The sequence below is a fragment of the Alteriqipengyuania triglochinis genome, assembly GCF_054655655.1.
In genome coordinates this window covers 32,974-47,201 of sequence record NZ_BAAHNC010000001.1, presented here as the reverse complement: position 1 = coordinate 47,201, position 14,228 = coordinate 32,974, and the positions used below count along the sequence as shown (strand labels likewise).

Below are 14,228 nucleotides of genomic sequence, written 5' to 3'. Positions count from 1 at the left end.
AGCGGTCAATCGGTGGGCGGTGGCGGAGGGTTCGCCGGATTGCGCGTGTGCGGATACGCGGTGGCAAAGCGCTCGCGGCTTTCGGGCGAGCCGACCACGAGGATCGGCGCATCGCCGCAGGCCTCACGCAGCTCTCGTTCGGCTCGCGCGCCGATATAGGCGCTGGGCGGTCCGCCCCAGCTCATCGGTTCGCCAAGCCGGGCGCGCGTCTGCCCGCCGACCCGGTCGGTGAGGATGTAATAGCCCTCCGCATCGCGATCGAGCCCGATTTCAGCGTGGAAAAAGGCGAGCTTGTCCGCCTCTCCATCACCCTGTGTCGCCCAGAAGCATCCGTCGCGCAGTTCGACGCGGCCTGACAGCAAGGCCTCGTTCTGCGCGCCCGTGCGGGCCGAGGATGCGGGCCAGTAGCGGATGCCGGGCTTCGCTGCGTCGGAGACGGCAGGCAGGTTCATCGCGGGGACGAAAGTCCAAGAAATGTGCGCAGGGACGTCCCAGCCCTGCTCGTCGGCCCATTTTTCGAACTGACTTTCGGTCATCCCGACATCGAGATGGGTCACAGGCCCGTCCGGCCCCTTGCCGCCCAGCCCCGCTCCCAGAAGCGCATGCCGCGCTTCCAGCCGATCGAACCACGCCTGGCCGATCGCCCGCGCATTGGTGGGGGGCGGCGTGGTGGCATCGCGCCGGACATAGGCTTCGCCATCCAGCCGCGCTTGCCTGGCCAGCTGCGCATAGTCGGGCGTCGGCGCCTCGACCTGCGTGGCGTAGCTTACCAGCGCGCCCGGCTCCGGGGGCTCGGGCGAGTTCTCCTCGCCCGTTGCCGGGGCACAGGCGGCGAGAAGGGCGATCGAGGCGATGAGAATGCGCATCGCGGCAGGATCGCGGCAGTCGGCTTGACCGCCGCTGAACCTCGCATCAGCGCATCAGCGCATCAGCACCAGTTCCTCGGCCATGGTCGGGTGGATTGCTACGGTAGAATCGAAGTCCGCCTTGGTTAGGCCCGCCTTCACCGCGATCGCGGCAGCCTGCATCATTTCGGGCGCTTCGGGCGCGATCATGTGGATGCCAACAATCTTGCCGCTGTCGCCATCGCAGACCATCTTCATCAGGCTGCGCTCGTTCCGGCCCGCGAGCACGTTCTTCATCGGGCGGAAGTCCGACAGGTAGACCTTCACGCTGCCCAGCGCGCTCTTGGCCTCGCCCTCGGTCATGCCGACCGCCGCGATGGGCGGATGGCTGAACACCGCACTGGGGACGCAGCCATGATCGACCGCGACCGGTTCGCCATCGCCGAACACCGTATCGGCAAAGGCCTGGCCTTCACGGATCGCGACCGGGGTCAGCTGGACGCGGTCGGTCACGTCGCCGACGGCATAGATGTGATCGACACTGGTCTTGCTGAACCGGTCGACCTTGATCTCGCCGTTCTCGCCCAGCTCGACGCCCGCGTTCTCGAGGCCGAGCCCTTGCGTGTTGGGAATGCGCCCGACCGCGAACAGGACGAGGTCGGCCTTCTCCTCCTCGCTGTCGGACATCTTCACGACATAGCCGCCTTCGTCGCACGGCCGGATATATTCGAAAGTGGTGTTGAAGCGGAACTTGATGCCCTTCGTAGTGCTGATCTGCAGCAAGCGGTCGCGCACCGCCTCGTCATAGCTGCGCAGCAGCCGGTCGCCACGGTTCACGATGTGAACATCGCATCCGAACTCGTTGAAAATGCCTGCAAATTCATTGGCGATATAGCCACCGCCAGCGATGATAATCTTCCCGGGCAGCGCGTCGAGATGGAAGGCTTCGTTCGAACTGATCGCGTGCTCTGCCCCCTCGAACTCGGGCCTGCGCGGCGTTGCACCGGTCGCGATGAGGATATGTTTGGCGGTCACTTCCTGCCCGCTTTCGAGCGTGATCTCGTTCGGGCCGGTGATCGTCGCGCGTTCCTTGAAGATCGTGACGTCGTGGTTCTCGAGAGTCTCGGTATAGGCGCCTTCGAGCCGGTCGACATCCTTGAGCACGTTGTCGCGCAGGGTCTTCCAGTCGAACTCGCACTTCTCGGTCGACCAGCCGAAGCTGCGCGCGTCCTTCAGGTCCTCGGCGAAATGCGCACCATAGACGAGCATCTTCTTGGGCACGCAGCCGCGGATGACGCAGGTGCCGCCAACGCGGTGTTCTTCCGCAATCGCGACCTTCGCACCATGGGCGGCCGACACGCGGCTGGCGCGCACCCCGCCGGAGCCTGCGCCGATGGTGAAGAGATCATAATCGAACTGGTCGGCGGGCATTCGCGGAACTCCTGTTGCGGGAGCGCGCGATATGGCGGTGCGGATGGCGATTGCCAACCGGGTGCGGTGGCAAAGGGCGCGCTACCGGTATTTGACGGCAGGCTCTTCCAGCGCGAGCTTGCGCGCCGTTGCCGCCGTGCGAACGCCGAACAGGCAGATCAGCAACACGCCGATCGCACCCACGAACAGGTCGAAGCCGGTGAAAACGCCGATCACAGGGGTAGGCCCGAGGCCGATCATCGCACCCGTCATCGCGATCAGCACAAGCCGCAGTTCGGTCGGCCCCGCCATCAGGTAGGACAGGCGTAGCTCGCCCATCACGCGGACCGAGAGGAAGGCGTGGATCGACATGAGCAGATAGCCCGCCAACGCCACCAGCGCGACTTCCAGCTGCACATAGGCCGACGAGCCGAGGCCGAGGACCACCAGCGTGGTCGCAAGTCCGTCGCAGCTATGGTCGAGGAAGTAGCCGTAACGCGGACGCTCGATCCGGCGGAACCGGGCGAGACTTCCGTCGAGCGAATCCCCGAACCAGTGCAGCACGTATCCGGCGATCGCCAGCCAAAGCCAGCCATCGCCCAGATTGCTGGCGGCATAGCCTGCGAACACCGCCACCGCGCCCACCATCCCCGCAAAGGTGAGAAGGTCGGGCGTGACCCATCTTGGCATCCGCGCGCATAGGTGATTGAGCAGCCACCGTTCGCCGCGCGCCAGCACGTTCTGCTGCACGCGGTCGATCGGCTGCGTTCCGGGGCGAGATTGCTCACCCATTGAATTCACCGGTTCCATCGCTGCGGTCTATCGAGAGACCGAAACGTACAGGGACGCTCGGCACTCAGGCCTGACCGCCCGAGCGCGCGCCGCCGGAGCGGTTGTTGCGCCGACGCTGGCCGCCACGCGGCTGCCCCCCGGCACCGCCGCGGCCCTGACCGCCCGAACCATTGCCGCCCTGCGGCTTGCCCTTGCGGGCCGGATGCTTGGCCTTGGGCTTGCGCGCACCGTCGCCGATCGGCTTGGGGCTGACGCGCTGGCCGCGCTGCTGCTTGGGTGCAGGCTTAGTCGGGCCGACGCCTTCGACCACCGCGCGGAAGTTTTCCGGCAGCGGCAGGCGTTCGAACTCGGCATCGGTCGTCTTGCGGATATCCTTGAGATACTGCCGCTCGTCCTCGGCGCAGAACGCGATGGCGATGCCGTCGGCACCCGCACGCGCGGTCCGGCCGATGCGGTGCACGTATTGCTCGGGCACGTTGGGCAGTTCGTAGTTGATGACGTGGCTGACGCCCGGGATGTCGATCCCGCGCGCGGCGACATCGGTCGCCACCAGCACCGGGGTCTTCGCCCGCTTGAACTCGTCGAGCGCACGTTCGCGCTGCGGCTGGCTCTTGTTGCCGTGGATCGCGTTGGCCGCGATGTTCACCTGCGCCAGCTTCTTCACCACACGGTCGCAGCCGTGCTTGGTGCGCGCGAAGACGAGCACGCGTTCCAGCTTGCCGGGGATTTCGTGGCGGCCCGAGAGGATCAGCTCGAGCAGGCTCTGCTTCTCGTCCTGCTGGACCATGAAGAGATACTGATCGATCCGCTCTGCCGTCGTGCTTTCCGGCGTGACCGAAACCTGCGCCGGATTGCGGCAATACTGGCTCACAAGATCCTTGATCGCCTTGGGCATCGTCGCGCTGAAGAACAGCGTCTGGCGCGTCTTGGGCGTCAGTTCATTGATCTTGCGCAGCGCGTGGATGAAGCCGAGGTCCAGCATCTGGTCCGCTTCGTCGAGCACGAGGATTTCCACCGCATCGAGAGTGAAGGCGCGCTGGTCGATCAGGTCGAGCAGGCGACCCGGCGTCGCGACGAGGATGTCGGTCCCGCGGTGCAGCTTGTTGCGATCCTTGTTGACCGAGGTACCGCCGACGATCGACTGCACCTTGAGGCCCGCGAGCGCACCGTAATCCTTCGCGCTCTGGGCGATCTGCCCGGCCAGTTCGCGTGTCGGCGCAAGCACCAGCATGCGGCAGGACTTGAACGGGGTCTGGTTATCCGCCTCGCGCAGACGATCGATGCTGGGGAGCATGAAGGCGGCGGTCTTGCCGGTGCCGGTCTGCGCGATGCCCAGAAGGTCGCGCCCTTCGAGCACGGATGGAATGGCCTGCGCCTGGATCGGCGTGGGTTCGGTATAGCCCTGGAGGTCGAGCGCTTGGAGAACGGGCTGCGACAGGCCGAGGTCTGAGAATTTCGTCATGTGGGTATGTAACTCGCAAAATATGCGGCGCGCAGAGTCACAGCTCGCGCGGCGCGGGTGTCAAAACGACCCGCGTGAAAAGGGAAGTCTCTGGAAAAGGACCGAAGGGCTGCCGGGAGCGGGCTTGTCTGTCCGCTCGCTTCACGCTGGCGCGCGCCTCGATGCGGTCCAGATGGTGCATCGCAGCGGAAAAGTCAATCGAGCACGGGCGTTTTCGAAACATGAGCGGCGATGTTGCGTTGCAACAGGAGGGACATGACAAGGGGCGGATATGATCGAACCCATCGGCCAAACCATCGAAGAGGGCACGCGCGCACTGGCGGACCCGCTCCACGCCGCGATTGCGGCAGGCATCGCGGTCGTGCTCGCGCTCGCGCTGCACACCGTGCTGTTCTACCTGCTCAAGCGGATCGCGCGACGCACGGACGAGAATGCGGACGATATCGTGGTGCGGCGCCTGCGCGCGCCCACCAGGGCAGCCGCGATCGTCCTCGGGCTGGTCGCCGCATCGCACCGGGTGCCCGAGCTGAGCGAGTTCTGGACCAGCATCGCCGCTTTCGTACTGCCGGCAGTGGTCGGCTGGATCGCACTCGCCATCCTGAAGGCGATGATCGAGGCGGCGAAGCTGCACGCGGACATTTCCGTGGCGGACAACCTGAAGGCCCGCCGCAAGCGCACCAAGCTGACGATGTTCAATCGCATCGCGACCTTCATCATCGTGTTCGTCACCGTGGGCCTGATGCTGCTCGCCATTCCCGGCGTGCGCGACATCGGGCTGACGCTGGTCGCTTCCGCCGGTCTCGCGGGCCTTGCGGTCGGTGCCGCCGCACAGCCTGCGCTCAAGTCGCTGATCGCTGGCGTGCAGATGGCGCTGACCGAGCCGATCAATATCGACGATGCCGTCGTGCTCGAAGGCGAATGGGGCTGGATCGAGGATATCCGCACGACCTACGTGGTCGTGAAGATCTGGGACGAGCGGCGGCTGGTGGTGCCGACCAGCTATTTCCTCGAAAAACCCTTTCAGAACTGGACCAAGCAGACCGCCAACCTGCTCGGCACCGTATTCCTCCATCTCGACCCGAAGGCGAAGATCGGCCCCTTGCGCGAAGAATTCTTCCGGCAGGTCGAAGCGAACCCACGCTGGGATGGCAGGGTGAAGGTCGTCCAGGTGACCGAGACGACGCGCGATTCCAAGCAAGTGCGCTTGCTGATGAGCGCCAAGGACTCCCCCACCCTGTTCGACCTCAGGTGCGATATCCGCGAAGGGATGATGGAGTGGCTGGCGGACCACCGCCCGCAGGATTTCGCGAAGCTACGGCTGGTGGAGGAAGCCGGGTCCGATGCGCCAACCTAGGCGGCGGCCTTCCTCCCGAAAGGCCCGTTCAGCTTCACGATTTTCCAGTTGAGGATCGCCGCGAAGCTGACCCACGCCAGATAGGGCACGATCATCCAGCTCGCCCCAACCGACCATTCGCGCAGGAAGATGGTCAGCGCGAGGACCGACAGCCACAGGAACGGCACCTCGATCAGCGCCCAGTCGGGCCGTTTCGCAGTGAAGAACAGCGGCGACCACAGGAAATGGAACAGCCCGTTGGCAAGATAGAGCCCGATCAAAAACGGACGCGCACTCTCGGGCGCACCATTCCAGCTGAGCGCGAAGGCCCACGCCGCCAGCACCAGAATGACGGTCCACGCCGGGCCGAACAGCCAGTCTGGCGGCTGCCAACTAGGCTTGTTCAGATCGCGGTACCACTCGCCGATACTGGTCAGCAGCCCACCGCCGATGGTGAGGACCAGCGCCCAGACAACGGCGAAGATGATGGGGAACGTCATTACCGCGAGACTAGGCGCGGCTTGGGTGCTTGGCAATCGCGCTTAAGTTGGATGTTTAGCGCCTGCAGAGCAAGGGCTGGTGAGCGAGTGTCAAAGGAAGTGAAATCGAAGATCGTAGCCTGTCGCGGCTACATCTTGCTCTCGCGGCGCACCGCACAAACATAGACATCGCCCCGGGTTTGCGCAGCTCTGACCTTGTAATCGATAAGCTCCGTCAACGTCACTTGGCCTTCGAGGACGCTCACCCCAACCCACTCGCCTCCAGCAGCGCCTTCGTACTCGCGTCGAAGTCCGCCGCGCCGCCCTCGATATCCTTGGCCATCTTCTTGCCCAGCTCGACGCCGAACTGGTCGAAGGGGTTGATCCCCATCAGCACCGCGTTCGCGAAGGTGCGGTGTTCGTGGAAGGCGATCAGCGCGCCGAGCGTCGCCGCATCCATGTCGTCGCACAGCATTGTCGCGCTAGGGCGATTGCCGGGAAAGTCGCGCGCCGGGTCCTTACCGTCCGCGCTCATGTTGCCGCCCGCCATCAGCGCCGCGCCCTGCGCGAAGCAGTTGGTCAGCAGGATGCGGTGGTGTGCTGGGTTCAGCGCGTCTCCGGGGGCGATGGAGGCAATGAAGTCCACCGGCACCAGGTGCGTGCCCTGATGGAGCAGCTGGAACACGGCGTGCTGGGCATCGGTCCCCACGCCGCCCCAAGTGATCGGAGCGGTCGGCCCGTCGACCGGCTTGCCGTCGGAGGTCACGCGCTTGCCATTGCTCTCCATCTCCAGCTGCTGGAGATAGCTTGGGAACAGCGCCAGCCGCTCGTCATAGGCAAACACCGCGCGGGTCTGGCAGCCGCGCACCCGGGCATAGTACTGGTCCGCAAAGGCGGCGCGCAATGCGAGGTTGTCGCGCCCGTCCGTCTCGCGGAAATGCGCATCGACCGCGGCAGCCCCTTCGAGCATCGCGGCAAATTCGTCCCACCCTGCCGCGAGCGCGACGGGGAAGCCGATGCTCGACCACAGCGAGTAGCGCCCGCCGACGCTTTCCATGAAGGGGAGCACGCGCGTTTCGTCGACGCCCCATTTCACCGCTCCTTCGGGATTGGCGGTCAGCGCGATCACGCGGCCATGCGGGTCCGACACGCCATTCTCGTTTAGCCAGCGCATCGCGCTGTCAGCATTGGTCAGCGTCTCGATCGTGGTGAAGGTCTTGGACGCCACCGCGACCAGCGTGGTCGCCGGATCGCATGCCTCGAACGCGGCTTCCAGCGCCACGCCGTCGATATTGGAGACCACGTGGCAATCGACATAGGCGAGATCGCGGGTCAGCGCGTCGATCGCCAGCGCGGGGCCGAGGGCGGAGCCGCCGATACCGATGTGGATCAGGTGGTTGACCTCGCCCAGCGCGCCCTCGCGGATCGCCTCGACCAGCATCTGCATCCGCGCGAGAAGGGCCTGCGCCTCCTCGACGCTCGCTTCACTGCCGGACCCGCGCTGGGCAGTGTGCTCGGCAGCGCGGCCTTCGGTGACGTTGATCGGATCGCCCGCGAACAGCGCCGCACGCTTGGCGTCGAAATCGCTCGCTTTCGCCAGATCCTCGAACGCGGAGAGCAGATCGTCGGTCAGGTGGGTTTTCGACCAGTCGAAGCGAATGCCGGCGGCATCTTCGCCCTCGCCCCAGCCGATCCGGCCGGTCAGGGCATGCACGCGGTTGTCGTCCCGTTCGAACAGATCCCCAAGGCTTGCCTGCGGCACGCCCTCGATCCGGTTCCAAGCCGCTGTCCTGCTATCGCTCATGTTCGCAAAATCCTGTTGCCTGCCTGCCTCCAGCGCCTAGGTGCTGCGGCGATGGATGAAAAGGGTGAAGCAGGCGAGCCGCACCGGACCGGGGACGAGGCTGGCGGAAGGACGCGCGGCGGCGGGCTGGCAAACCTGCTCCTCCTCGTGATCGTCGTCGCGCTTGCCGCGCTCGCCCTGCGCACCTTCGCCTTCTCGCTCTTCACGATTCCCAGCGAGAGCATGATGCCCAGCCTGATGCCGGGCGATACGATCGCAGCGAAGAAGTGGCCCTATGGCTATTCGAGCAACTCGCTGCCCTTCGACATCCCGCTGATCCCGGGACGGTGGTTCGCCCACCAGCCGCAGCGCGGCGACATCGTGATCTTCAAGCACCCCGTCGACGGGACCGACTACGTCAAGCGCGTGATCGGCCTGCCCGGCGACACGGTGGAGCTGCGCGGCGGATACGTGCTCCTCAACGGCCAGATTCTCAGCCAGTCGGCCAGCGACGATGCGATCGTGCCGATCACTCCGAACACGCCGTGCGAATGGGGCGGTGCCGAGTCCGTGCGGCCGACCGGCGGTGCGGACTGCCACTATCGCCGCAATCGCGAATATCTGCCGTCGGGCGTGAATTACGACGTGATCGATTTCGGCCGCACGCCGCAAGACGACTGGGGGCCCCGGACCGTGCCGGAAGGGACGATGTTCCTGCTCGGCGACAATCGCGACAATTCGATGGACAGCCGCTTTCCCGCGGTGCCCGGCGGCGGCATCGGGTTCGTACCGCAACGCCTGCTGGTCGCCCAGCCGGGCGCGATCCTGTGGTCGACCGATGGCACCGAACGCTGGCGCGACCCGTCGAGCTGGTTGCCCGCCATCCGGCGCGAGCGTACGGGGCAGTCGCTATGAGCGACTGGAACGATACCCGCGACTGGCTGACCAATGTCGGCTTTGCAGCAAGCGACGAGGCCTTGTGGACCGAAGCGCTGACCCACGGCAGCTTGGGTGAGAGCCGCGATTACCAGCGGCTCGAATTTCTCGGCGACCGCGTCCTCGGCCTCGCCATCGCCGGGTGGCTGTTCGATACGCAGGGCCAGGTGAGCGAAGGCGTGCTGGCGCAGCGACTGAACGCGCTGGTCAGCAAGGCGGCGTGCGCCCGGGTGGCACGCAAGATCGGCGTATCCGGTCATGTCCGACTGGGCCGGCAGGCGCGCGACGACGGTGCGGCGGACAGCGACAACATCCTCGGCGACGTGATGGAATCGCTGCTCGGCGCGCAATTGCGCGAGGCCGGGTTCGAAAGCGCGCAGGCGCTGGTTCACAAGCTCTGGGCCGATGCGGTCGAAGGCGATGCGGGCCGCGCCAAGCATCCCAAGTCCGCCCTTCAGGAATGGGCGGCGGGAAATCGGCGCAAGCCGCCCGAATATGCGCTGGTAGACCGCTCCGGCCCCGATCACGCCGCGCGCTTCACCGTCCGCGTCACCGTGAAGAATGTCGGCGAGGCGCAGGCCACCGCCAGCAGCAAGCAGGAAGCGGAGACGGCGGCGGCAAAAGCGTTTATGGAGCAGTATGGGTAGGCGCAGATGCTTGCACTCCTCTCCCTTCGGGGAGGGGTCGGGGATGGACGCAACACCTCCCGCAATCGCTGGACCACCCCCACCCTGCCTCCCCCTCAAAGGTGAGGAGAAAAAGGTTATATGACTGATACGAAACAGAAATGCGGCGTCGTTGCCGTGCTCGGCGCGCCCAATGCGGGCAAGTCCACGCTGGTCAACGCGCTGGTCGGCCAGAAGGTCGCCATCGTCAGCGCCAAGGCGCAGACCACGCGCGCGCGCATGCTCGGCATCGCGCTGCATGAAAGCGACACTGCCAACACGCAGATGATCCTCGTCGACACGCCCGGCATCTTCGCGCCGCGCCGCAGGCTCGACCGGGCGATGGTAAGCGCGGCGTGGGAAGGTGCGGAAAGCGCGGACGCCGTGCTGCTGCTGGTCGATCCCGTCAAACAGCGCCGGCACGAGCTCGAGCCGCTGCTGGAACAGCTTACGGACCGGCCCGAAAAGAAGATCCTCGTCCTCAACAAGGTCGATATCGCCAAGAAGGAGCCTCTGCTCGCGCTGGCGCAGGAGCTTTCGGCCAAGGTCGATTTCGCGGAAATCTACTTCATCTCGGCGCTGACCGGCGACGGGGTGACCGAACTGAAGGACGCGCTCGCCGCCGAGATGCCCGAAGGCGCATGGATGTATCCCGAAGATCAGGTCTCCGACGCGCCCGAGCGCCTGCTGGCGACCGAAATCACGCGCGAACAGCTCTACCGCCAGCTGCACGAGGAACTCCCCTACGACAGCATGGTCCGACCCGAAAAATATGTCGAGCGCAAGGACGGCAGCGTGGAGATCCACCAGCAGATCGTGGTCGCGCGCGACAACCAGCGGATGATCGTGCTCGGCAAGGGCGGCAGCCGGATCAAGTCGATCGGCCAGGCCGCGCGCGAGGAGCTGAGCGAAATCCTCGGCCGGAAGGTCCACCTGTTCCTGCATGTGAAGGCGACCGAGAACTGGGCCGAGGACAAGGAAATGTTCGAGGAAATGGGGCTCGACTGGACCAAGTGATACGCGGGCCCGAGGGTTGAATGCTGCGCGGCTGATGGGTCCCCGGGAACGGACCAGCGCGCATTGCGCTCCATCCGAAGGCTTTAGACTGGCGGAATAAGGGGTTCATGCCCTGTCTCCGTCAGAAAGGTAGAAGGGCCGAAACGTCTCGACCGGACATCACCGGGAGGGGCAGTCCCTACCGCTATCCCTTTGTCAGGAGATCGAACATTGCGCAGCTTTCTTTCCGTCACCAGTCTCGCCGCCGGCACACTGTGCCTCGCAGCCTGTGCCCCTTATGAGGATGTGCCCGAAGCGACGCCCCCGATGGCCAATTGCCCGGTGAACGATTCGCGCGACTGGCAAGCGTGGATCAACATGATGCCAGGCCCGAATGCGAAGCCGACGCTGCACATCCAGGGCGAAGTCGACATGCCCACGCCTGGCTGGTCAGTCGAGCTGATCGGCGGCCCTGCGGACCGCATGCAGCCCCCGGGCCTGCGCTTCCGTCTGGAAGCCGAGAAGCCCGACGGCATGACCATGCAGGTCATCACGCCCACCGAAGTCCGCTACGCCGAGACGACGCCGTACTCCCAGATTCGCCAGATTATCGTCACCTGTGGCGATGAAGCGCTGGTGACGATCGAAGACGTGCCGGTGGTGCAGTAAAGAACGAAGCGCCCCTCCCCGTTTTGCGAAGCCGAACGGGGAGGCGAGCTGATCTGGGTGGGAGGCTGTGCCTACCGCTTCTTTGCAATCGCGATCTTGTTCTTCTTCGCGAAGTCCTTGGTCGATTCCTCGCTGCGGTTCAGCGCCTTGGCGATCTGTTTGAGACCTTGCCCCTTGGCGGCCAGCGTTTTCAGCTGGCCCGCCTCGTCGCCCGTCCAGGGCTGCTTGTGTCGCTCGAACTTGTCCTTCGCCATCAGTCCTCCGCCTTCTTGGCGGCGGTTTTCTTGGCAGGCGCCTTCTTCGCGGCAGGCTTCTTGGCCGCCGCCTTCTTCGCCGGGGCCTTCTTCGCCGCCGTTTTCTTCGGGGCTGCCTTTTTCTTCTTCTTGGCCGGGCCCTTGGCGGCGCGCGCGTTGATCAGTTCGATCGCCTGCTCCTCGGTCACATCCTCCGGCTTCACGTCCTTGGGAATGGTCGCGTTGGTCGTGCCATCGGTGACGTAGGGGCCGTAGCGGCCGGGCATTACCTTCATTTCGGCCTCGGAGGTCGGGTGCTTGCCGAGCACCTTGATCGGCTCCGCCTTGGCCCGCCCTCGGCCGCCCTTCTGCGCCGCCTCGGCCAGCAACGTAACCGCGGCGTTCATGCCGGTATCGAACACATCGGCCGTGCTGGTGAGCCTGGCGTACTTGCCATCGTGGCGCAGATAGGGGCCGTAACGGCCTATCGACGCTTCGATATCATTGCCCGTCTCCGGGTGCTGACCGACGATGCGCGGCAGGCTGAGCAGCTTGAGCGCCATTTCGAGGTCCAACTCGGGCACGTCTTTGGGAATGCTCGCGCGCTTGGCTTCCTTGCCCTCGCCCAGCTGCAGGTACGGCCCGAAACGACCCGTCTTGCGCTCGACCGGCAGGCCGGTCTCGGGATCTTCGCCCAGCACCGCATCCTCGGCCACTTCGTCGGCGTCCGAACCCGGCTGCGCGAAGCGACGGGTAAACTTGCACTCGGGATAGTTTTCACAGGCCACAAAGGCACCAAAGCGCCCCCCACGCAGGTGCAGGCGGCCCCCGGCGCGCCCTTCCTGGTCGCACAGCGGGCAGAAGCGCGGGTCCTTGCCGTCGGCGCGTTCGGGGAAGAGGTAGTCGGACAGGAAGGTGTCGAGCACCGCGGTGATGTCCGACGGCTTCTGCTCCATCACTTCGTCGGACTTGGGCTTGAAGTCCTTCCAGAACGCCTCGAGGATCGCCTTCCACTCGGCGCGGCCGCCGGAGACATCGTCCAGCTCTTCCTCCATCCCCGCCGTGAAGTCGTAGGCGACGTAGGTGGGGAAAAAGCGTTCGAGGAAGGCGGTCAGCAGGCGGCCCGATTCCTCGGCGAAGAAGCGGTTCTTCTCGATCCGCACATATTCGCGGTCGCGCAAGGTCTGGATGGTGGAGGCGTAGGTGGACGGACGCCCGATGCCCAGCTCCTCCAGCTGCTTGACCAGCGAGGCTTCGGAATAGCGTGGCGGCGGCTGGGTGAAGTGCTGGTTGGCCTCGACGCTCTTGCGCGCCGGGGCGTCGCCTTCGCGCATATGCGGGAGCAGACCACCGTCCTCGTCGTCCTTGTCGTCGAAGCTTTCCTGATAGACCGCGAGAAAGCCGGGGAATTTCACCACCTGGCCCGTGGCGCGGAGCGAGTGCTGCCCGCTGCCCTCGGTCAGGGTGACCGTGGTGCGTTCGAGCTGTGCGGTTGCCATCTGGCTGGCCAGGGCGCGCTTGAAGACAAGATCGTAAAGCCGCGCCTCGTCGCCCGAACCCGCCTTGTCCTTGCGGAAATCGGTCGGCCGGATGGCTTCGTGCGCTTCCTGAGCATTCTTCGCTTTAGTCTTGTAATAGCGCGGTTTTTCCGGGCGATACTCGGCGGAATAGCGGTCCGTGATCGCATCGCGGCAGGCATCGATCGCGCTCTGGTCCATGCTTACGCCATCGGTACGCATGTAGGTGATCGCGCCCGCTTCGTAGAGCGACTGCGCGCACCGCATCGTATGGCTGGCCGAGAAGCCGAGCTTGCGCGCCGCCTCCTGCTGCAAGGTCGAGGTGGTGAACGGCGGCGCGGGGTTGCGCTTGACCGGCTTCGTCTCGATCCCTTCGACCGTGAAGCGCCCGTCCTCGACCGCCTGCTTGGCAGCCATGGCGCTGCCTTCGTCGCCCAGCGTCATCTTGTCGAGCTTCTTGCCGTCGAGCGTTACCAGCCGCGCGGTGAAGGGCGTGCCATCCTGCTCGAAACTGGCGATGATCGACCAGTATTCCTCGGCCTTGAACGCCTCGATCTCGCGCTCGCGGTCGACGATGATGCGCAGCGCGACCGACTGCACGCGGCCCGCCGACTTGGCGCCGGGCAGCTTGCGCCACAGCACGGGGCTGAGCGTGAAGCCGAACAGGTAATCGAGCGCGCGGCGCGCCAGATAGGCGTCGATCAGATCCTGGTCGAGCGCGCGCGGCTTCTTCATGGCCTCGGTCACCGCGCCCTTGGTGATCGCGTTGAAGGTCACCCGGTCGACGTTGGTTGGCAGGGCTTTGCGCTTCTTAAGCATGTCCAGCACGTGCCAGCTGATTGCTTCCCCTTCGCGGTCAGGGTCGGTTGCGAGGACAAGGCGGTCGGCATTCTTCGCGGCGTCCGCGATCGCCTTCACCTGGGCACGCTTGCGCTGGTCGGAATAAATCTCCCAGTCCATCGCGAAATCTTCGTCCGGGCGCACGCTGCCGTCCTTGGGCGGCAGGTCGCGGATGTGACCGTAGGAGGCGAGAACCTTGAAGTCCTTGCCGAGATATTGCTCGATTGTTTTCGCCTTGGCGGGCGATTCGACGATGACCAGTTGCATA

At 65.3% G+C, this 14,228-nt stretch carries 13 protein-coding genes; 5 read left to right on the top strand and 8 right to left on the bottom strand.

Annotated features, from left to right (window positions below; genetic code table 11):
• Positions 1–5: 5 nt before the first annotated feature.
• From ACYQ0L_RS00250 to ACYQ0L_RS00235, 4 genes are all read right to left on the bottom strand, one after another.
• The gene (locus ACYQ0L_RS00250; protein WP_459786919.1) at positions 6–866 is read right to left on the bottom strand and encodes a hypothetical protein; all 861 of its coding nucleotides are present in this window, start codon (positions 864–866) and stop codon (positions 6–8) included.
• A 54-nt stretch (positions 867–920) separates the two neighbouring features.
• Positions 921–2,276 (bottom strand): glutathione-disulfide reductase, encoded by a 1,356-nt coding sequence (gene gorA, locus ACYQ0L_RS00245; protein ID WP_459786918.1) that lies wholly within the window; start codon positions 2,274–2,276, stop codon positions 921–923.
• A gap of 81 nt (positions 2,277–2,357) precedes the next feature.
• Positions 2,358–3,047, bottom strand: coding sequence for a CDP-alcohol phosphatidyltransferase family protein (locus tag ACYQ0L_RS00240; RefSeq protein ID WP_459786917.1), 690 nt, complete (start codon positions 3,045–3,047; stop codon positions 2,358–2,360).
• Between the two features lie 64 nt (positions 3,048–3,111).
• Entirely contained in the window at positions 3,112–4,509 is a 1,398-nt protein-coding gene (locus ACYQ0L_RS00235; protein ID WP_459786916.1) for a DEAD/DEAH box helicase, read from the bottom strand.
• Between the two features lie 271 nt (positions 4,510–4,780).
• On the opposite strand from ACYQ0L_RS00235, the gene ACYQ0L_RS00230 reads away from it, so the two are divergent.
• Positions 4,781–5,863 (top strand): mechanosensitive ion channel family protein, encoded by a 1,083-nt coding sequence (locus tag ACYQ0L_RS00230; RefSeq protein WP_459786915.1) that lies wholly within the window; start codon positions 4,781–4,783, stop codon positions 5,861–5,863.
• On the opposite strand, the gene ACYQ0L_RS00225 is transcribed toward ACYQ0L_RS00230, so the two are convergent.
• Positions 5,860–6,342 (bottom strand): TspO/MBR family protein, encoded by a 483-nt coding sequence (locus tag ACYQ0L_RS00225; RefSeq protein ID WP_459786914.1) that lies wholly within the window; start codon positions 6,340–6,342, stop codon positions 5,860–5,862. The two genes, ACYQ0L_RS00230 and ACYQ0L_RS00225, sit on opposite strands and share 4 nt — an antisense overlap.
• A 241-nt stretch (positions 6,343–6,583) precedes the next feature.
• A complete protein-coding gene (gene pgi / locus ACYQ0L_RS00220) occupies positions 6,584–8,125 on the bottom strand; it encodes a glucose-6-phosphate isomerase (protein WP_459786913.1) in 1,542 nt (513 codons plus the stop codon).
• Positions 8,126–8,176: 51 nt separating this feature from the next.
• Here pgi and lepB point away from each other — a divergent pair, with 51 nt between their 5' ends.
• The 4 genes from lepB to ACYQ0L_RS00200 all read left to right on the top strand — a co-directional run bounded on the left by lepB (position 8,177) and on the right by ACYQ0L_RS00200 (position 11,370).
• Entirely contained in the window at positions 8,177–9,019 is an 843-nt protein-coding gene (gene lepB / locus ACYQ0L_RS00215; protein WP_459786912.1) for a signal peptidase I, read from the top strand.
• Positions 9,016–9,687 (top strand): ribonuclease III, encoded by a 672-nt coding sequence (gene rnc / locus ACYQ0L_RS00210; RefSeq protein ID WP_459786911.1) that lies wholly within the window; start codon positions 9,016–9,018, stop codon positions 9,685–9,687. Before lepB ends, rnc begins: the two co-directional genes overlap by 4 nt.
• A gap of 120 nt (positions 9,688–9,807) precedes the next feature.
• A complete protein-coding gene (era, locus tag ACYQ0L_RS00205) occupies positions 9,808–10,722 on the top strand; it encodes a GTPase Era (RefSeq protein WP_459786910.1) in 915 nt (304 codons plus the stop codon).
• 210 nt (positions 10,723–10,932) lie between these two features.
• A complete protein-coding gene (locus tag ACYQ0L_RS00200) occupies positions 10,933–11,370 on the top strand; it encodes a hypothetical protein (RefSeq protein WP_459786909.1) in 438 nt (145 codons plus the stop codon).
• A 71-nt stretch (positions 11,371–11,441) separates the two neighbouring features.
• Here ACYQ0L_RS00200 and ACYQ0L_RS00195 read toward each other — a convergent pair whose 3' ends face one another.
• Positions 11,442–11,624: a hypothetical protein gene (locus ACYQ0L_RS00195; RefSeq protein WP_459786908.1), complete on the bottom strand. Its 183-nt coding sequence runs from the start codon at positions 11,622–11,624 to the stop codon at positions 11,442–11,444.
• Positions 11,624–14,227 carry a type I DNA topoisomerase gene (gene topA, locus ACYQ0L_RS00190; RefSeq protein WP_459786907.1) on the bottom strand — a complete coding sequence of 868 codons (2,604 nt, stop codon included), beginning with the start codon at positions 14,225–14,227 and terminating at the stop codon, positions 11,624–11,626. The genes ACYQ0L_RS00195 and topA overlap by 1 nt, the downstream gene beginning before the upstream one ends.
• Position 14,228 lies beyond the last annotated feature (1 nt).